This window comes from Duncaniella sp. C9 (assembly GCF_004803935.1).
Taxonomy (GTDB): Bacteria; Bacteroidota; Bacteroidia; order Bacteroidales; family Muribaculaceae; genus Duncaniella; species Duncaniella muris.
In genome coordinates this window covers 855,056-874,584 of sequence record NZ_CP039547.1, presented here as the reverse complement: position 1 = coordinate 874,584, position 19,529 = coordinate 855,056, and the positions used below count along the sequence as shown (strand labels likewise).

Annotated in this window: 18 protein-coding genes and 1 pseudogene; 12 read left to right on the top strand and 7 right to left on the bottom strand. The window is 55.9% G+C overall.

Annotated elements, in window-relative coordinates:
* Nucleotides 1-61: 61 nt before the first annotated feature.
* From E7745_RS03610 to E7745_RS03575, 8 genes are read left to right on the top strand one after another with little or no spacing between them, the layout of a single operon-like run.
* Nucleotides 62-781, top strand: a complete 720-nt coding sequence (locus E7745_RS03610) for an NDP-sugar synthase (RefSeq protein WP_107031068.1) — start codon at nucleotides 62-64, stop codon at nucleotides 779-781.
* Nucleotides 782-797: 16 nt separating this feature from the next.
* Nucleotides 798-1,664, top strand: coding sequence for a hypothetical protein (locus E7745_RS03605; protein WP_124075669.1), 867 nt, complete (start codon nucleotides 798-800; stop codon nucleotides 1,662-1,664).
* Nucleotides 1,661-2,176 (top strand): phosphatidylglycerophosphatase A, encoded by a 516-nt coding sequence (locus E7745_RS03600; RefSeq protein WP_124075670.1) that lies wholly within the window; start codon nucleotides 1,661-1,663, stop codon nucleotides 2,174-2,176. The genes E7745_RS03605 and E7745_RS03600 overlap by 4 nt, the downstream gene beginning before the upstream one ends.
* Before the next feature lie 59 nt (nucleotides 2,177-2,235).
* Nucleotides 2,236-2,775 (top strand): GtrA family protein, encoded by a 540-nt coding sequence (locus tag E7745_RS03595; RefSeq protein WP_107031065.1) that lies wholly within the window; start codon nucleotides 2,236-2,238, stop codon nucleotides 2,773-2,775.
* A gap of 28 nt (nucleotides 2,776-2,803) precedes the next feature.
* On the top strand, nucleotides 2,804-3,520 hold the full coding sequence (locus E7745_RS03590) for a CDP-alcohol phosphatidyltransferase family protein (protein ID WP_240597552.1): 717 nt from the start codon (nucleotides 2,804-2,806) through the stop codon (nucleotides 3,518-3,520).
* A gap of 60 nt (nucleotides 3,521-3,580) precedes the next feature.
* Nucleotides 3,581-4,537, top strand: coding sequence for a phosphatase PAP2 family protein (locus E7745_RS03585; RefSeq protein ID WP_124075671.1), 957 nt, complete (start codon nucleotides 3,581-3,583; stop codon nucleotides 4,535-4,537).
* Complete coding sequence (locus E7745_RS03580) at nucleotides 4,534-5,478, top strand: CDP-alcohol phosphatidyltransferase family protein (RefSeq protein ID WP_124075672.1); 945 nt, start codon at nucleotides 4,534-4,536, stop codon at nucleotides 5,476-5,478. The genes E7745_RS03585 and E7745_RS03580 overlap by 4 nt, the downstream gene beginning before the upstream one ends.
* A complete protein-coding gene (locus E7745_RS03575) occupies nucleotides 5,465-6,142 on the top strand; it encodes an HAD family hydrolase (protein ID WP_124075673.1) in 678 nt (225 codons plus the stop codon). Before E7745_RS03580 ends, E7745_RS03575 begins: the two co-directional genes overlap by 14 nt.
* On the opposite strand, the gene E7745_RS03570 is transcribed toward E7745_RS03575, so the two are convergent.
* Nucleotides 6,114-8,489, bottom strand: coding sequence for a patatin-like phospholipase family protein (locus tag E7745_RS03570; protein ID WP_124075674.1), 2,376 nt, complete (start codon nucleotides 8,487-8,489; stop codon nucleotides 6,114-6,116). The two genes, E7745_RS03575 and E7745_RS03570, sit on opposite strands and share 29 nt — an antisense overlap.
* Before the next feature lie 94 nt (nucleotides 8,490-8,583).
* On the opposite strand from E7745_RS03570, the gene E7745_RS03565 reads away from it, so the two are divergent.
* Nucleotides 8,584-9,132 carry a hypothetical protein gene (locus E7745_RS03565; RefSeq protein WP_124075675.1) on the top strand — a complete coding sequence of 183 codons (549 nt, stop codon included), beginning with the start codon at nucleotides 8,584-8,586 and terminating at the stop codon, nucleotides 9,130-9,132.
* 874 nt (nucleotides 9,133-10,006) lie between these two features.
* On the opposite strand, the gene E7745_RS03560 is transcribed toward E7745_RS03565, so the two are convergent.
* The 6 genes from E7745_RS03560 to E7745_RS03535 form a co-directional block, all read right to left on the bottom strand.
* On the bottom strand, nucleotides 10,007-11,695 hold the full coding sequence (locus E7745_RS03560) for an endonuclease (RefSeq protein WP_136408316.1): 1,689 nt from the start codon (nucleotides 11,693-11,695) through the stop codon (nucleotides 10,007-10,009).
* 80 nt (nucleotides 11,696-11,775) lie between these two features.
* Complete coding sequence (locus tag E7745_RS03555) at nucleotides 11,776-12,873, bottom strand: Mrp/NBP35 family ATP-binding protein (RefSeq protein WP_123398971.1); 1,098 nt, start codon at nucleotides 12,871-12,873, stop codon at nucleotides 11,776-11,778.
* A gap of 110 nt (nucleotides 12,874-12,983) precedes the next feature.
* Nucleotides 12,984-13,736, bottom strand: a complete 753-nt coding sequence (gene trmB / locus E7745_RS03550) for a tRNA (guanosine(46)-N7)-methyltransferase TrmB (protein ID WP_107031057.1) — start codon at nucleotides 13,734-13,736, stop codon at nucleotides 12,984-12,986.
* Nucleotides 13,737-13,747: 11 nt separating this feature from the next.
* A complete protein-coding gene (locus E7745_RS03545; RefSeq protein WP_168181987.1) occupies nucleotides 13,748-15,190 on the bottom strand; it encodes a leucine-rich repeat domain-containing protein in 1,443 nt (480 codons plus the stop codon).
* Between the two features lie 26 nt (nucleotides 15,191-15,216).
* A complete protein-coding gene (locus tag E7745_RS03540) occupies nucleotides 15,217-15,648 on the bottom strand; it encodes a SufE family protein (RefSeq protein ID WP_123398969.1) in 432 nt (143 codons plus the stop codon).
* A 127-nt stretch (nucleotides 15,649-15,775) separates the two neighbouring features.
* Nucleotides 15,776-16,231 carry a PepSY-like domain-containing protein gene (locus E7745_RS03535; RefSeq protein WP_168181984.1) on the bottom strand — a complete coding sequence of 152 codons (456 nt, stop codon included), beginning with the start codon at nucleotides 16,229-16,231 and terminating at the stop codon, nucleotides 15,776-15,778.
* 135 nt (nucleotides 16,232-16,366) lie between these two features.
* Here E7745_RS03535 and E7745_RS03530 point away from each other — a divergent pair.
* The 3 genes and pseudogenes from E7745_RS03530 (at nucleotide 16,367) to E7745_RS03520 (ending at nucleotide 19,170) form a co-directional block, all read left to right on the top strand.
* Nucleotides 16,367-17,478, top strand: a pseudogene (locus E7745_RS03530) (IS4 family transposase).
* A 115-nt stretch (nucleotides 17,479-17,593) separates the two neighbouring features.
* The gene (gene purN / locus E7745_RS03525; RefSeq protein WP_240740361.1) at nucleotides 17,594-18,217 is read left to right on the top strand and encodes a phosphoribosylglycinamide formyltransferase; all 624 of its coding nucleotides are present in this window, start codon (nucleotides 17,594-17,596) and stop codon (nucleotides 18,215-18,217) included.
* Nucleotides 18,214-19,170 carry a D-2-hydroxyacid dehydrogenase gene (locus tag E7745_RS03520; RefSeq protein ID WP_136408314.1) on the top strand — a complete coding sequence of 319 codons (957 nt, stop codon included), beginning with the start codon at nucleotides 18,214-18,216 and terminating at the stop codon, nucleotides 19,168-19,170. The genes purN and E7745_RS03520 overlap by 4 nt, the downstream gene beginning before the upstream one ends.
* Nucleotides 19,171-19,529: the final 359 nt, after the last annotated feature.

Below are 19,529 nucleotides of genomic sequence, written 5' to 3'. Positions count from 1 at the left end.
CAACCCCGGTCAATACCAGCCAGTCACCAGTCACACAGCACCACACACATACCGATCAGCAATGGACTTCGCCATCATAGCCGCCGGACAGGGATCACGCCTGAAATCGGAAGGACAGGACCTTCCGAAGCCCTTGGTGCGTCTGGGCGGCAGGCCTATGATCGGGAGGCTGATCGATGTGCTCTCTCTCGCGGGCGCGCGTACAATATATATAATAGTCAACGAAGAGATGCCCGAAGTGGCCGACTATCTGCGCTCGCGCCAGACAGACTCCGCTCCGCAACTGCGCCTGACCGTCAGAAGCACCGCCGGATCAATGGAAAGTTTCAGGGAACTGGCCCGCTCTATGGACCGCACCCGCCCCTTCTGCCTGCTTACAGTCGACAGCATCTTCCGCCCCGAAGAATTCCGGGAATTCATTGCCCGCTTCGAGGCCGATCCGGAAGCCGACGGATATATGGCCGTGACATCATACGTGGCTGATGAGAAACCGCTCTATGTGGCCACCGAACCGGAGAACGACATCACCGGATTTCTCGACCATCCGCTCCCGGACACCCGCTACATATCAGGCGGCATCTACGCCCTGCGCCCGGAAGCCTTCGGACTGCTCGACGACTGCGCGGCCGCCGGAAAAACCCGTATGCGCGACTACCAGCGCTCGCTCGTGGCCGCCGGAATGCGCCTGAAGGCATGGCCTTTTTCGAAAATAATAGACGCCGACCACAGCTCAGACCTGCGCGAGGCCGAAATTTTTCTCTCAAAGGAAAACCAATCATAACTAACGCTCAACTATAATGGCTGACATAAAGATAGCCGGAATTATGAGAGCCGGCGCCTACTCGCCAAACCACATTGGTAACGACGCCGCGATACTCAACCTCACTGCCGAACAACTCCGCAAACGCGGCTGCGAGGTGAAAATCTACAGCGAAGAACAGCTCATTGCCGGACAGGTGACCGAAGATGTCATCATCAGCATGTGCCGTCACCACCGCTCGTTCCCCATACTCCAGAAGAAGGAAGACGAGGGGGCGCTGGTGATCAACTCCGGCTACGGCATAGAGAACTGCACCCGCGAACGCCTCACCCGCATACTCATAGGCAGCAACATACCCACTCCTGACAGCCTGATAGTCAACACTAACGAGGTGGTGACCGAACGCATGAAGGAGGCAGGCATGACCAAGGCCTGGATCAAGAGGGGCGACTACCACACCATGCACAAGGAAGACGTGACCTACGTGCGCCACACCGAAGAAGCCCAGGAGGTGGTGCAGGAATACTTCCTCCGCGGCATCAAGCGCGCCGTCATCAACCGCCACATAGAAGGCGAGCTGCTGAAGTTCTACGGCGTCTACGGCACCACCTGGTTCCACTGCTTCTTCCACTACGGCTCACGCGAGGCCCGCGGAACCGACGAAGGCAAGCCGCAGTTTGACCACGACAAGCTCAAAGAGGTCTGCACCCGCGCGGCAGAAGCCCTCGATATCAAGATATTCGGAGGCGATGCCATCATACTCCCCGACGGCTCGTTTACGATCATCGACTTCAATGACTGGCCGAGCTTCGCTCCCTGCCGCGCCGAAGCCTCGGCTGTGATAGCCCGCGCCATCCTCTCTGAAATCAAAAAACACAACGCAAAAAAAACAGCACGGAAATGACACAGAACAATTCCTTCCCCTTCCTGCCGCGCTTCATAGCCACATCGTTCGGTGCCGGCTACTGGCCCTATGGCCCCGGAACCGCCGGAGCTGTAGTAGGGCTGATTCTCTGGCTTCCGCTCGTTCTGACCGGGCACTTCGCGGGCACTGTACTTATCACCCTCGGACTCATCGCCGTCTTCACCGCGCTCGGCGTCTGGTCTGCTGGAATAGCCGAACAGTACTGGGGCCCCGACCCCTCGCGTGTGGTCATGGACGAGACCGTAGGCCAGTGGCTGGCCATGATTCCGCTCTCAGTCTATGCCGTCAGACCTGACGCGCTGACTGACGGATGGTTCTGGATGTGGACCATCGCCTCGCTCATCCTGTTCAGATTCTTCGACATAGTAAAGCCCCTTGGAGTCCGCAAGATGGAAGAACTTCCCGGTGGCTGGGGCATCATGGCCGATGACATCCTGGCCGGAGTCTACAGTTGTGTGATACTCAGCATCTGCATGTATTTCATCCGCTAAGAGGGTGTTTCATAACAAGAGTTATTACCCCCTCTAAGTCACCTAAATCACGCAACGAAATGTCAAGATACAGAGAGTTGAAAGACAAATTTCTCCACGGCGGAGGCCTGATCTCCACCTTCCTGCGCTCGTCAGTCTCGTCGCAGGTGGCATCGTGGATCGATCTGGGCACAAGCATGCTGCTCTACTCCTTCGTCTTCGTGGCCCTCGACCCCTTCTACCGGTCGAACCTCTCGGTGGCCATTGGAGCCATAGCCGGAGGCATAGTGAACTGCTGCATCAACTACCGCTTCACCTTCCATGCCGCAGGCCAGAGCGTGAAGGCTGTAGGGGTGAAATATTTCCTCGTATGGACCGGATCGCTGCTTCTCAACATGTATGGCACCACCGGCCTGGCCACTCTGATGAGCCACTGGCAGTGGCTGCTCGACCTCGGCTTCAAGCCCGACGGCATTTTCGCCGCATCACGACTGGCGGCATCGCTGGCCGTGTCATGGGGATGGAACTTCGTGTTGCAGCGCAATTTTGTCTACCGCAAGACTCCGTTCGACCCCTATGCCATCCGCCTGGTCGATCTATTCTCAAAAAAAACACTATAGAACAAACGTAATCCCAATATTGAAAACAATGGCTGAAAACGAAATGACAATGACACAGAAATCATCGACATTCAAGCGTTTCCGCGATAGCCTCCAGCAAGGCATATACTTCATCATCAACCCCTTTGTGCGCTTTCTGATCCGCATAGGCGTCACCCCCAACATGGTCACCACCATAGGCCTGCTCGGCAACATCGCCGCGGCAGCTATCTTCGTCTACGCCGGCTACAGTGCCACTCCCGGAACCGATATGAACTATCCGCTCATTACCTGGGGCGGTGTGGTCATCATCCTCTTCTCGCTCTTTGACATGCTCGACGGCCAGGTGGCCCGCCTCGGCAACATGACCTCGACCTTCGGAGCCATGTATGACTCGGTGCTCGACCGCTACTGCGAGCTCTTCACCCTCGGCGGTCTCAGCTACTACCTGATCCAGACCGGCTACGTGATCGGCGCTCTGATCACTTTCGTGGCCCTCGTGGGCTCGATCATGGTCAGCTATGTGCGTGCCCGCGCCGAAGGCCTCGGACTCGAATGCAAGGTGGGCTTCATGCAGCGCCCCGAACGTGTGGTGGTCACCACAATCGGCGCCCTCGCCACAGGCATAACAGGCCAGTGTGTCAGCCCGGCCGACTTCGATGCCGTCAACATCCTCATTTTTTGCATGGCTGTGATAGCCGTCTTCGCCAACATCACCGCATTTGCCCGCATCAACCACTGCCGCCGTCTCCTCTGCAAGAAGTAAGAACTTGTAAGACAACAAGTTCCAAAGGTCTCAAAGGACTACACAATTCCAATCATTACCATGACAGGATTTTCATTTCCCACGCGCCGCGAAACGGCCATCATCATTCCGGTGGTGCTGCTCTGGGTCGCGGTGACAAGCATCTGCGTCGGATTCCGCCCCGAACATCTCTACATAGCCGGGACGCTGACTCTGCTGCTCTTCATCACGGCCACTTCACGCCGTTTCGTAGTGGCGATGTTGCCCTTCGCCGTCTTCGCCATCTCATATGACTGGATGAACATACTCCCCAACTACGAGGTGAATCCGGTTGACATCCGCGCGCTCTATGACACCGAAAAAAGCCTCTTCGGCATCGCATCGGCCGCCGGAACGCTCACTCCCAACGAATTTTTCGCCCTGCACAACTGCCGCCTGATGGACTTCATGGCCGGCATCTTCTATCTCTGCTGGGTTCCGGTGCCCATCCTCTTCGGCATCTGGCTCTATTTCAAACGCCAGTATCCGGCCTACCTCCACTTCTCGCTGGTGTTCCTGCTTGTCAACCTCATCGGATTCGCCGTCTACTACATCCACCCGGCAGCCCCGCCGTGGTATGTGGCCTCTCACGGCTTTGACTTCATTGTCGGTACTCCCGGCGAAGTGGCCGGACTCGGCAAATGGGACGAGATGACAGGCCTCGGCATATTCCACGGGCTCTACTCGCGCAACGCCAACGTCTTTGCCGCCATGCCCTCGCTCCATGCGGCCTACATGCTCATAGCCTTACTCTACTCGCTCAAGGCCCGCTGCCCCGGATGGATGCGCGCGCTTTTCGCCTTCATCTGCCTCGGCATCTGGTTCACAGCCGTATATACATCGCACCACTATATCCTTGACGTGCTTGCCGGAATAGGCTGCACTCTGGCCGGATATGCCCTGTTTGAGTACGGACTGATGAAAATTCCGGCATTCGCCCGGTTCATGAGCGCCTATGCCTCTTATGTGGCATCACCCTCCACCCCAAAGAGCCGATGAAACAGAGTCTGAAGGACGACTACCGCCGCTCGCTGAAGTCAATGGATACCGAAGAGGGTATCGACCTGGCTTTCTACCGCCCCATAGGCTACATGTGGGCGCGGCTGGCCGCGCACTCAGGGGTCTCTCCCAACGCCATCACCATTGCCGCGATCTTTCTCGGCATAGGCGCCGGTGTGCTCTTCTATTTCCCGGACCTATGGATCAACGTGGCCGGAATGCTGCTGCTCGTATGGGCCAACTCCTTTGACAGCGCCGACGGACAGCTTGCCCGCATGACTCACAGCTATTCACGCATAGGACGCATACTCGACGGCCTCTGCGGCGATTTCTGGTTTGCGGCCATCTACATAGCCATAGTGCTGCGTGAAAACACCTTCTCGCCCTTTTTCAGCGAACACCACTGGATTCTGTGGCTGACGGCCGCAATCACAGGCATGTGTCACACCAAGCAAGCCGCGATGGCCGACTATTACCGCCAGTTCCATCTCTATTTCCTCAAAGGCGAGGACGGGAGCGAGCTGGACAGCGCCCCGCAGCTGCGCCGGCAGCTCGAAGATGCCGGCATCACCTGGCGCAGGCATTTCTGGAAACGTCTGTCAATGGCCTTCTATCTTGCCTATACCCGCCAGCAGGAGGCCACTGCGCCCGCCATGCAGGCCCTGCGCCGTCAGCTGCGCGAGAGCTTCCCCGACGGCCGAGTCCCTCAGAGTTTCCGCGAGGACTTCCGCCGGGCTTCGCTGCCGCTGATGAAGTTCACCAACATTCTTTCATTCAACTGGCGTGTCATCACTCTGTTCACAGCCCTCTTCATCGGACAGCCGTGGCTCTACTTTCTGGTGGAACTCACGGTGTTCAATGCTCTGCTGGTCTACATGATCATACGCCACGAAAAAATCTGCAAACGCTTCACAAACAGCCTCAGGAATGGACTATATTGATATGCCAATGCTTGTCCCCGACGATGTCAGTGGCATCATTTTTGACTACGGCGGCACCCTCGACAGCCACGGTGACCACTGGAGCCACATAATACTCGAAGCCTACATTGCCGCCGGCTTAGAGCCTGAGATCGAAGACTTTGTCAGAGCCTACATCTACGGAGAGCGTCAGCTCGCACAGCCTGGAGCGGTCGACCCGTCTGACACCTTCCTGGATCTGATGCGTAAAAAGATCGAGGCCGAATGCTCGCAGCTCGATCCGCAGCCCGATGCGGCTACCCGCGAGGCCATAGCGCGCCACTGCTACGAGAGCGCCCGCAGCTGCACTGCCGAGGCCCGGCCGATGCTTGAGAAACTGGCCCAGGACTATCCGCTTGTTCTCGTGTCGAACTTCTACGGCAATCTCGAAGCCGTCATCACCGATTTCGGGCTCGCTGAATACTTCAAAGCCGTGATCGAAAGCGCCCGCGTCGGGGTGTGCAAGCCCGATCCGGCCATCTTCCGTCTCGGAGTCGAAGCTCTCGGCCTTCCGCCTGAGGAGATCCTCGTCATAGGCGACAGCATGGACAAGGATATTCTGCCGGCAGCCTCGCTGGGCTGCCGGACGCTGCTGATCGACGGCCGGCCCTGGCCCCCTACTTCAGAAAGCGTGGTGCGAGAATAAAGGCACCTATCGAGATGCCGAAGTTCCAGTTGCTGTCATGGGCGGGGGTATAGTTGCCATAGGCGCTGATCGAGCCAAACGGCAATGCAAGCACGGCCTGGACCTCGCCGAAGAATTCCGGATCGTGAAGCCACTTGCCGTAAGCCGCCCGGCCGCTGTCATAGACAATCTTGCGCACGGGCAGGAAGCAGTGGAACGATCCCCGGAGCTGAAACGAGCCTGAGATTTTCCACACGGGAGCCACTCCGGCCGCCAGGAAGGAATTGGCCCGCAGCTTGGTGTTGAAATAGTTGTAGCTCGACGGCGTAGGGTGGAAAGCCTCTGCGGCAACGATTGACGCATCGTAGGTGGGCAGCAGCTTGCGGGTGGAGAGCAGCGCATTGCCGAGCAGCCCTAAAGAGAAAGCTTTGTCAAGCACAAGATAGTCTGCCACGGAGGCCGACAGCTGCAGCCAGCGGAGATTGCGGCTGTAGGAATGGTCGCCGTCACTGTCAGCCCTGTAGCGGTAACGGCCGGCCGCACCGAGCACTTCGCTGCGCAGGTCTATGCCTGAGGTTGGGTTGAGCTGGTTGTCGAGAGTGTTCAGCTCCCATGATGCAAAAATCTCGCCAAGATCGGATATGCCCTTGTTGCGACCCGACAGATCGCCGGAGCCGAGAAGTTCGGAGTGAAATTTGTCGGTCAGATGGCCGTAACCCGCCCCTGCGGTCAGCTGGGAGCGCATTGATGGCGCAGTGGTATAGAACAGCCGGGCGAATGTCTCGGATTTGACTATGAAATCCGGCTCATGTATCTGATAGAAGAGTTTCTCGGTCTCATGATATTTCTGACGCGAGGTGACCACTCTTGCCACAAGTGCCGAGGGGCGGCTCGTGTCAAAAAAGTAGCTGAAATCTCCTTCGGCGGCCATGTAGCTCTGTCCGAGCCATGCGTTGACGTTGGCTTTCAGTGTCTTGAAGCTAAGGCGGTTGTAGCCGGCATTGAAGAAGAGCATACTGTTTGTCGATGATGATATGTAGCCGCCCACTCCCACGGTGAACGGATCTTTTATGACGGCCTTGAAGTCGAGATTGACCAGACTGTCGCGCACGTTGAACCAGGGTGTGGGGACGAAGTTCTGAATTCCTGTGGCGGTGGCTGCACGGTAGTAGGCATCGCGCCCCTGCCGCAGGTCGAGAGTGCTGTCACCCTCATGCCTGTGGCCGAAAAACGACTGCAGGTAGGCGTTTTCAACCGCTTTGCCGCCGCTGACCGTCACCTTGCCGATGCGCACCTGCGGAGTGCGGCTCTTGAAGCGCGCCCGCGCGGACTCTACCGTCCGGCGGTCGGTGCGCTCAGGGATCTTCGCCTTGATGGAGTCCATCATCTCCAGTCCGCGCCTGTAGCCTATGTCATAGATCTCCCGGTATCTGTCAAAGGCGAGAAGCCCGAATTCGTCAAGGTCGATGCGTATGCTGATGCCCTTGTCGGCCGGAAAGGGATAGTCGTTGGGCTGCATTATCATCTCTTCGAGCTGATCCATCATATTGCGCGAGTCGGGGGCCGTTTTTCCGGAGGCCACGTTGACTCCGATCACCGCGTCGGGGGCAAACTCCTCCATCATCACATCGACGGGATAGTTGTCATAGATACCGCCGTCATACATCGGCACCCCATCAAGCTGTATGGGCTCGAACACCATCGGAAACGACATCGACATCCTGACGGCATCGCCCAAGGGACCGCGTCCGAGCACCACCTTGTGTTTGGCATAAACGTCAGAGGTCACGCAGCGGTAGGGTACAAAAAGCTTGTTGAAATCACCGCCGCACTGCAGGGTGTAGGGGCTGAACAGCTGAAAAAAGGCATAGTTCATCGGAATCGGGTTGATCAGGCTGACCGGCAGGACCGATGTGATCTGGGTGGAATCCTTGCCGAGGTTGAAGGTCACAAACGAGGGAGTGTCGCGTCGCGAGGTGAAATAATAGGTATCAGCCGGATCAATCCTCCCTGCGCTCCAGTAGCTGAAGTCTCTCGATGCGATCAGCTCTATCATCTCTGCTGGGGAATAGCCGGAGGCATAGAGGCCCCCCACTATCGCCCCCATCGAAGTGCCGGTGATATAGTCGATCGGGATTCCGGCATCTTCCAGAGCCTGGATCATGCCTATGTGGGCTATGCCCTTGGCACCTCCGCCGCTGAGCACAAGCCCCACGGTGGGGCGGTCGGGACGTGGCGGACGTCCCATAGCTCCGCCAGGTGTCACAAAGCCTTCCGGCGTGATGGGCGGAACCGTGTCTGGAGTCTGCGATGCAGCCTGCACTCCCGCTATGGCCATGACGAGCCACAGAGTCAGCATATGTTTCATAAATCAGAATCGTTGAAGCGTTTCTTTTTTAACAATCCAACTATGAAAATTGATTAATATGCAGTAATTTTGCATGAAAATCAACTCTTCAGCGATGACAGAATTCAACCGCTTCCAGCAGATCAAACGGAATTTCTTCGCCATGCGCAACGGTATAGTGGCCGACACCATCCGCCGCGGAGGCCTGCAATACAAAATGATTTTCGGCCTCAACCTTCCGCAGATTGCCGACATTGCCGCCACACTTCCACATAGCCGCGAACTGGCCGAGGAGCTGTGGGCCGACATCCGCACTCGCGAAAGCCGCCTGCTGAGTCCTATGGTCTATCCGCGCGAGGAGCTGACGCGCGAGCGCGCTGCCGAGATGCTCCGTGAGGCGCAGACAACCGAGGTGGCCGATATTCTCTGCCACCGCCTGCTGCGCCATCAGCCCTACGCGCTCGACCTTGCACTGGAAGCTGCAAGCGCCACTGACGAAATGCACCGCTACGGCGCCTTCCGCCTGATGAGCAATCTGGTCTACACCCATCCCAAGGAAATCAAGCCCTTTGCCGAGGCCGAACTCCCGGTAGCCACAGCACTCATCCTTCCCCTTTGCCTCAATCTCCTCCAGGAAATCGAATTCATGGAGGAAGAGCAATAAAGACCCCGCTCCCCAATATTTATTAACGATGACGGGGCATCACAACCTCTTACTCAGCTGTTGCCGACAGCCACGATTTTACATACTGCAAGGCGCGTTTCTGACACCAGGCCTATGTAAGAAAGCTGTTGTCAAAATCCATATCGAAAAGAACTTTTGCAAAGATTCAATACCGGGTCTCCGAAAGAGTGCGATAATGCGGAAACACACCATACCTGACGGTAAATCGGTGTCCTCGACCGGACACCATATGCAGGGGGAATTGCAAACCCGTGACACCTGCGCGCTTTGCGCTGCGGTGTCACGGGCTACGAGTAAATCTGCGTCCTCCGGACGCCCATCCGGTCTCAACACGCGCTACGTGACCAGGACAGATACGCAGTGCAACGACGAACCCTACAAGGCGGATTCCGAAGGGGCCGTGGAAGGCGGGGTCCGGACGGCTATGCGATCGGCGGACATCCGACAAGTTCCAGAGGGGCTGCTGACGGAGGGGGCCGGACAGCTATGCAATCGGCAAGCATCCGACAAGGTTCGGAGGGACTACGGTTAGCGGGTGTCCGGCAGGACACCGATTTAATAGTAGCCCTCGACACCGCAGCGCAATGCGCGTAGGTGTCGGGGAAAAAGACATTCATTCAAATATGGTGTCCGGTCGAGGACACCGATTTACCACCCCGGATGGCCCCGCAGACCACGGGTATCCGCAAGACGACCTCTGAATCCGCTGACACCTTTTCCGGGATTTGCAGCTGATCATTGATTTCGAAACATGCGTTTTATAAACAAAATCCGGTCCACGGCAAGGGCTGTCTGTTGCAGTCTTTGCTGTGGACCGGATTTATATGTCGGGGGGCGGGCCGGGCCGCGCGGTTTATCTTGCTATGATGCGGACGGCGGCGGGATGCTGGGCGCTGCGGACAAGATAGATGCCATAGGGGAGTGTGATCTCATGGCCGTCAGTGATCTCGGAGATGCTCATGACAAGACGTCCGGTCATGTCATAGATGCAGACATCGGTGTGGACTCCGGCGCAACGGAAACGCACACAGCCGGGATAGCTTTCAACCGAGAAGGGATTGTCGGTCTCCACGTTGGAGATGCCTGACTGGCTGACAAACTTGGTTTCGGATGGTTCGGAGAGATAGCCCAGGCGGCTGCTCTGCACATAATAGGCTTCGGAAACCGAGGGATCATAGTCGTCGATAACGGCATAGTTCTCGTCGCACTCGATCTTCTCCTCGACCATATTTCCATTGATGGTGCGTATGCGTGTCAGCAGATAGTAGTCAACCACTTCAGGAGCTTCTGACCAAGAGGCCTTGTAGGAGGTCGCCGTGATGTCTGACGGATCATAGGCGGTCAGACGGCTGAGGGTCGGGACTTCGAGTGCCTGGCCGAGAAGATTGACGGTGGTGGTGCCGACGGTGCCGCCGTCATAGATGGAGATCTTGGCACTGTGCTCGCCTACTGCGGTGGGCTTATATGAAACCTGGAGCTGATAGCCTCCGGCTGCATTGATGAGCGAGGCCGAGATGCTGGCGGAGAGCTTGGGACTCTGTGCGGCAGGATCGAGGGTGAACATGTTGCGGTCGGTGCCTGAGATGCGGAGCGACACGTTGCCGGAAAGGCTCTCGCCTTTGAGATAGAGGAGAGCTGTGGTGGTGCTGCCTACGGCCACTTCGGCAAAGTCAAGGGCGGTGTTGTTGACCGGATTGATCAGAATCGGGTCGCCTCCCGGCTCCGAAGAGCTGCCCGGCTCGAAAGACTCGCCGAACTTGTTGCCCCAGATATACTCGGCAAGGTCAGGAAAGTCAATGAAGGGGTTGCGGTTGTTCTGATAGCTGTAGACAACTTCGTTACGGTCGGTCTCTTTCTGGTCAACAGGGTCGGCGCGATGCCACTTGAGCAGCAGATCGACGGCCCAGGGCGCAAGAGTCGGATAGGTGTTATGCTGAAGCATCCATGTGCTGTTCCAGGTCAGATTCTGATAGCAGGTCACCACGTAGAAATAGGCGCGGGCGAAATCACCTTTGTATTCGTCAGCCGGCTCGAACACATATTGCGCGCCACCTCCCTGGCCTGACACCGGATAGCCGATACGGCTGACACCGTTGTCAAACTTCGGGTTGCTGCCTGTCACGCCAAGCGGATAGTTGCTCTTGGCCTGGTTGGCAGGTCCGTCAGCGGGATAGAGATGGTTCAGGTCAATGTAGGCCGGGGTGTATTCCACACTGCCGTTCTGCTTCCACCAGCTTTTAGGGAAAGCATGCTCGCGGTTCAGGCCGGAAAAACTCGGCGCATAGCGCTTTACGTTGGAATACATGTCCCACCATTGTTTCGATGAAGGATAGACGTCTGTCTTCTGGAAGTACTGGGGCAGGTTGCTGTAGCTCGAAACCGTGGTGTGAGGGTTGATCACCTGAAAGACCGCAGTCTTAAGCTCGGCTCCTGACTTTCCCTTAAGGCTCGAATAGTAGCCTGCGGGAATTGCTGCGCTCCCGGCGAGCCACGAACCGGCTCCTATGGCCACAAGCACAAACTGGCGTAGGAAATTTCTCATAAATGGCAATAGTGTTGAGTTGACGTGAGAGGATATTGTTTTTCCGGCGGCTCGGTAAAGCCGCCGGGATTTTGTGATGATCAGTGCTTGAGTTCCACCTTGTGGGTAGGCGGCAGTTCGCGGTTGCGCTCGGCCACTGCGTCAGACACCTCACGGGCAAGATGGGCGAAGGCCTGGGCTGTCACGCTGCCGTCAAGAGCTATCGGTGTGCCGTTGTCGCCGCAGTCGGCTATAGAAGCCACGAGTGGGATCTGAGCGAGCAGGCGCACTCCGAGTTTTTCGGCCAGACGCACTCCTCCTTCACGGCCGAAGATGTAGTAGCGCTCGTCAGGATGCTCTGCGGGTGTGAACCAGGCCATGTTCTCGACCAGTCCGAGGATAGGCACATTGACCTTGTCTTCACGGAACATGGCTATGCCCTTGCGGGCATCGGCGAGAGCCACTTCCTGCGGGGTGGTGACTACTACTACTCCGGTGATGGGCAGAGTCTGCACGAGGGTCAGATGGATATCGCTTGTGCCGGGAGGCATGTCGATCAGGAAATAGTCGAGGTCGCCCCAGTCGGCATCGGTTATAAGCTGCTTGAGCGCGTTGGAGGCCATCGAGCCGCGCCAGAGCACTGCTTTTTCCTTGTCTACCACAAATCCGATAGAAAGGAGCTTGACGCCGTAGCGTTCCTGCGGGATGATGAGCTGACGGCCGTCGACTTCGTGGATGTAGAGCTGCTCGTCTTCAATTCCGAACATCTTCGGCATAGAGGGCCCGAATATGTCGGCGTCAAGCAGACCCACCTTGTAGCCTTCCTGGGCGAGGGCCACGGCAAGGTTTGAGGCTACGGTCGACTTGCCTACTCCGCCCTTGCCTGAGGAGACACCTATGATGTTTTTGACTCCGGGAAGCACAGGGGCATCTTTGGGAGCCGCCGGCTGGCGCGAGGCCACGTTTACGGTCACTTTGACTTCAGGAGATATGTAAGTGTGGATAGCTGTTTCGGCAGCCTTGGCCATTGACTTGATGAAGGGGTCGGTAGGCTTGTCGAAAACCAGTGAGAAGCTGACGCTGTCACCGTCGATGCGGATGTCATCCTCGACCATTCCGGCCTCGACAAGGTTCTTGCCGTTACCGGGATAGCGCACGGTCTGGAGAGCATCGGTAATCAGTGCAGGATAAAGTTGCATGATGAATTTGGATCAGATTGTTTTACGGCAGGATAAAATAGCCTGTGATGAATTCTATTTGATATTGAAAGTGTATTGTAAGTGATCAACAACCGAAGGGATCTTTCGGTTCAGAAGCCCTGGAGAGTTCCGCGCCCGAACGAGCGGTAGGTGTCAGGCTCGATGTCGACTTCAGGCTCTGAGAGGCTCACTCCGGCTGCGGGCAGGGGCCAGGCGATGTATTTGCTGGGGATGCCGCGGCCAAGCCACTGCTGCTCGTAGTAGGTGCGGATCGGGGGCACAAGTTCGTTGCAGGGAGAGTTGTAGAGATCGTCGGTGGAGTGGAGCGGAGTGATCGAATTGTGCGAGAGCATCGCCGAGGTGTAGGCATAGAGGAAGGGGCTGTCGGTCTTGAGATGGACCGTGGCTCCGGGAGCCATCACCTGACGATAGATGTCGAGGAAATGAGTGCCGGTCAGACGCTTGTTTACCTTCTTCATCTGCGGGTCCGGAAAGGTGATCCAGATTTCCGACACTTCGCCCGGAGCGAAGAAGCGCGGAAGCAGATGGATCGAAGTGCGAAGGAAGGCCACATTCTTCAGTCCGAGCTGATCGACCTCCTTGGCCCCGGTCCACATGCGGGCGCCTTTGATGTCAATGCCGATGAAGTTCTTTTCAGGGTAAAGCTTGCCCATCCCTACGGCATATTCCCCTTTGCCGCATCCGAGTTCAAGCACTATCGGATTCGAATTGCCGAACACCTCCCGGCCCCACCGGCCGCGCAGAGGGCAGTCACCCTGCTCTTCAAGCACCGACTGAGGATACTGATAGACGCATCCGAGCGTCTCCATCTCAGCGAATTTCTTTAATTTGTTTTTTCCCATAAAGGGGCTGATTATAATTTGATATTGACAAGTTTGATTCCGGTCTCGACTCCGGAGTGCAGGCGGAGTGCCACGATGTATATGCGCCCGACAGGCAGGCCGGTGGCCGTCTCTAATGCCGTAGAGCCATTGGCCCCTATCCCGAACACTGCGCGGCCGTCCGTGTCATAGACTGTCACGGCGGAGATTTTCTCTGATGACTTCACCGTGAGCACCGAGTTTTCAAGTTTCGCGTCAATAACCGCAGCCGCCTGGTCGTCGATGGCCGGAACGCGGTCAAGGGTCGACTCGTCAGGAGTCCTGATCATGAATTCCTTCCACTGGGGTGCGGCGGCGAATTCCGCTTCAAGTCCGGGGGCAACTGTAAGAATGGCTTCCGACTGATTAACCCCGGCCCAGACATCCGCACCTAAAATCGGCACTTCGGAATGCTTGTCGACCATCAGGGTCTGCAGAGAACTCCAGCCTTCAAAAACACCCGTCCCGATTTCGCGTAGTGACGAGGGGAGTGAAAGTCCGGTGATGCCGTCAATTCCGGTCAGAGAATACTCGCCGAGGCTCCTCACTCCGTCATGGAGTGATATATCTTCAAGCGCCGAGGCTCCGGCAAGCGCCATAGCCGGCAAGTCATTGAGAGCCTCCGGAAGAGCGAATGTACGCAGTGACTGACAGCCGAACAGCACACCGTCGCCTATATAGACGACTCCTGAGGGGAGCACAAGTTCTTCCAGCGATGCACAAGCGGCAAAAGCCCTGCGCCCTATGGACCGCAGAGCCGTGCAGGCCGAAAGATCAAGGGTCTGCAGGTCTGTGGCCCCGAATGCCTCATCGCCTATGGCTGTCAGGGCCGGATCGGGAGAAGTGAAAGTCAGAGCCGACAGCTTCCGACAACCCGAAAACGCCTTTTCGCCGATCTCTACAAGTCGGCTCCCGCCAGCCTCGACCGATGCAAGTGACACGCAGCCTCTGAAAGCACACGGACCGATGATTTCCACACTCGCGCCAAGGCTGACATGACGCAAAGCCTCGCAGGCAGCGAATGCCCCTTGACCGATCAGCCTGACTGACGCCGGCAGTGTCAGACCTGTAACCGCCGAACCGAGCAGCGCACCGTCACAGATCTCAGAAATGCCTTCGGGCAGCACAAGGGTCTGAGCCGTCAGCCCAGACAGCGAATAGGCCGGAAGCACACCTCCGGGAAACTCCCGCAGGCCATTGGCAAGCCCCTTTTCGAGGCTGCAAGGCTCTATGGTCAGTCCGCTCAGATCAAGTATGCGGAGTTCACGGCAGTTGTCGGCAATCCACGCCAGATCGGCGGCATTGGCCGAACCACGCAGGGTCAGCGAAGCCTCGGTCCGTCCCACAAGTTCTCCGCAGGCAATCTCACCAGAAAGCACATCAAGAGTCACCCCGCCACACAGAGCAGGGAAAAACACCGATGCCACAGCAAGCATTGCCCTTATGAAAAATCGGAGACCACTCACTTCATCTGCTGTTTGGCCTGAAAAGCAAGCGCATAGAGACGCATCTGCTTCACCATTGCGAGCAGACCGTTGGAGCGGGTAGGCGAAAGATGCTCCGACAGACCTATATCATCGATGAAATGCAGGTCGGCCTTGAGAATATCGTCAGGGGTCTGATTGTCGAGCACCTGGATCAGCAGAGAGATGATGCCCTTGACAATGATAGCATCGGAATCGGCCGTATAGTGCACGCGCCCGTCAGGCGTAAGATCGGCATTGAGCCACACACGGCTCTGACAGCCCTCTATCAGATGGTCGGGCGTCTTGTAAGCCTCGTTGATTTCCGGCAGATTGTTGCCGAGATCTATGATCATTCCATAGCGGTCCATCCAGTCCTCCACATCAGAGAACTCCTCCACTATATCATTCTGAATCTGGTCTATAGTCATGATATTATGAATATTAAAGACATTAGCCTGCAAATTTACAAAAATCCCGGCGTTTTAAACAAAAAATCGGATCGCTATTCAGGCACAGCGATCCGATTTTTAATGATTTTTCTTATAGTAAAGCCGTTCAGTTGTCTACCCTCACGAAATTACCGTTCTGGTCAAACTGCAGTTCGATCTGGTTTGTCAGCTCCACTTCATAGCCGCGTCTGTCACGCGAGATCTCGTTGATACCTGCATCGGTATAATTCGCGGCCACATAGTCGCGGATCGGCTGCGGGATGAAACCGTCGTTAGTGATAGCTATGTTCATCGGGCCGTCTACATCAGTCCATTCTCCCTCAGCATCGAATTCAACGCTGAAACCGCTTGCAAGCGTCACATCATATTCCGTGCGGCTATTGCTGCCCTCGCGTGTCACCTTGACAGGCTTGTCGCCCGGAAAATAAGTTTCTACAAACGCCTTTGACACCGCAGGAAGCGACTCGTAGTCCAGCGGACGGTCCTTGTCGTCATCGTCAGAACAGCTCCATGTCATCGCAGCGACAATTCCGATCACAAACAGAGTTAAAAATTTTCTCATAAAAATATAGGATTTTAGTAGATTAGATGACAAAAATTGAATTTTGTCGGTTATGTTATTTATTTTTAATTGGTTATTTCTTGCAAAAGTCCCTGAGAAATTAGTAACTTTAAAGAAAAGTTTGACCGCTTTTCCATGAAAGTTAAAACAACTCCCGGAGACTGCGACAAAGTTAATCAAATCGTCCCGATTATGCAAGAGCATCTTGGCCCGGTAATGAACTTGGCTCGCATAAAATTGCTTGCGTTTGTTCTTCACGCTCTTTGTATTGTACTGACGGTCAGCCTCCACAAGATAGCATCGGCAATGCCTACGGGCGTTGAGCGTGATTCCAATTTGCGGCGTCTCCAGAGATTCCTTGCCGGATATGCTCTCAACCTTGACCTTATCGCCAAAGTGATACCTGCACTTCTGCCAGTCAAGACAGGACTGGTTCTGAGTCTCGACCGTACCAACTGGAAATTCGGCGAGGTCAACATCAATATCCTTATGCTTGGAGTGACATACAAGGGTGTTGCATTCCTACTGCTTTTTACCATGCTCGACAAACGCGGAAACTCCAATTGGAAAGAACGCGCACAACTGATTGACAGATTTATACGCTGTTCGGTGTCGAGTGCATCGATTCTTTGGTCGCAGACCGCGAGTTTGTCGGAAAGCAGTGGGTCGAGTATCTCAACAACAGACATATACGGTACTACCTGCGAATCAAGCAGAACTTCTGGCTGCGCAATCCCAAATCCTCCGAGGCTGTCAAAGCATGGCATCTGTTTCACGGCCTCAAGCTCGGACAGGAACGTGTCTACGACAAACTGTTTCTCCTCAAAGGCGAATATGTATACATCGCCGGAGCATTGTTGAAAAACTCCGATAGTGTGCCTGAACTGCAAATCCTGATCTGCTACAACCGCCTTGAAGATGCCGTAGCGACTTACAGACAGCGTTGGCAGATTGAGACATGCTTTCGCGCCATGAAGTCCTCCGGATTCAACACCGAGGACACACACCTGCACGACATCGACCGCATCGCAAGGCTTGTCGCGATGGTCTGCATGGCATTGGTATAGGCGTATCTCGTTGGTGAACATAAGGATATGAATGTTAAAGCTATCAGAATATTGAAACACGGCAAGAGAGCCAAATCGCTGGTAAAGTATGGCCTGGAAGAAATTGCAAACGTACTGCTCAGACCTCTCTACAAGCCGAAATTCGATATTTTCAAATTTTTGTCATGTACTCAAATATAAGATATAAATGCTATTTATTTTTTAACACCCAGCCATCCGAAAAAGTTCACAGCCGGGGAGATCAGGCTGCATTTCACGCTTGGAGCTATTGCAAAAGCTTCGTATATTTGCAGGCATGAACCGCAACTCCGAATCCATGAAAACATCATCGAATCCGGCGGGCCGGATCGCCGTGTTCGCCTCAGGCAACGGATCAAATGCCGAAAACATAATCAGATATTTCCGCGAGGCCGACCGCGGGGCCCAGGTGGCGCTGGTGGTCTCCAACAAGGCTGAGGCGGGTGTGATCGGCCGTGCCGAAAGTCTCGGCGTGGAAACATGCGTCCTTCCGCCCGACCGTCTCAGAGATCCTGACACCATATTGCCACTGCTGGAAGCCCGCGGGGTCGATCTGATTGTGCTCGCTGGCTTTCTGCTGATGGTGCCGCCGTTTCTGATAGCCCGCTACCCCGGACGCATCATCAACATCCATCCGTCGCTGCTCCCTGCCTACGGCGGCAAGGGCATGTATGGGCGCAGGGTCCATGAAGCCGTGGTCGAGGCCGGCGAAAGCCGCACAGGCATCACCGTCCACTTCGTCAGCGAGAAGTATGACGACGGACGGATAATAGCACAGATCCCCGTAGAGATCAGCCCCTCGGACTCGGCTGCCGATGTGGAAAGCAAAATCCACCGGCTCGAAAAAGAGCACTTCCCGCGCATCATCCACGAGACTTTCTATAATAATAAAGAACAATGAAAATTACAGTCCTCGACGGCTACGGCATGAATCCCGGCGACATGTCGTGGAGCCCGCTTGAACAGCTCGGTCAGTTCACTGTCTATGACCGCACGGCACCATCTGAAATCCTCAGCCGCGCCGCCGGATCGGAAGCCCTGCTGACAAACAAGACCGTGCTGACAGCCGAAATACTCCGCTCTCTTCCCGATCTGAAATATATAGGCGTACTCGCCACCGGCTACAACGTGGTCGACATCCCCGCCGCCCGCGAGCTCGGCATCGTGGTCACAAACATACCCGCCTACAGCACCGACTCCGTAGCCCAGATGGTCTTCGCCCACCTGCTCGCCATCACCGTCAGAGCCGAACACTACACCGCCGAAAACCGCCGCGGCCGCTGGAGCGAATGCCCCGATTTCTGCTACTGGGACAGCCCGCTCCACGAACTCGCCGGAAAGACATTCGGCATAGTCGGGCTGGGCAACATCGGCCAGGCCGTCAGCCGCATAGCCCTCGCATTCGGAATGAAGGTCAAGGCCTACACATCGAAAAGCCCCGACAGCCTCCCCGCAGGAGTCAGCAAAGCCGGCCTCGACGAGCTCTTCGCCACCTCCGACATCGTCTCGCTCCACTGTCCGCTGACCGACAGCACCCGCCACATGGTCGACGCCAAGCGCCTCGCCGGCATGAAACCCACGGCCATACTCATCAACACCGGCCGCGGACCGCTGATCGACGAACACGCTCTTGCCGAAGCCCTTGACTCAGGCCGCATCCACGCCGCCGGGCTCGACGTGCTCTCCACCGAGCCGCCGGCCGCCGACAACCCTCTGCTCAAAGCCCGCAACTGCTTCATCACCCCCCACCTCGGCTGGGCTACCATAGAAGCCCGCGAACGCCTCATGCAGATCGCCGCCGACAACCTCCGGGGCTTCATTGCCGGTGACATCCGCAACAATGTGGCCCGATAGAGCGGCAACACCCGTCCAGGCAACAATCCCTCCCCCGGCCATCATTCTCGAAAAAATCGACCCGGTGTCGGCTCCGCACTTTGTGCGTGGCCGGCTCCGGGCTTTCTCATATCAGAGATCGTTTTAACACGCTGATTCAGAAAAAAAGACTCAAAAAAACAGCCACATTTTTGGAGCAGTAAAAAAATGAGTTTAACTTTGCATTTACAAATTTTGGATTTATTCTACAATAATTGGCTAAAACGATTTTTCGTGGATTTTACTCGTAAGTCTATTTTGTCGGTTCTGTAATGTAAATCAGATATTTGCACATTAAACCCTACGCCGTTGCCGGCAATGAGGCTTTAGAATGAGCCTTT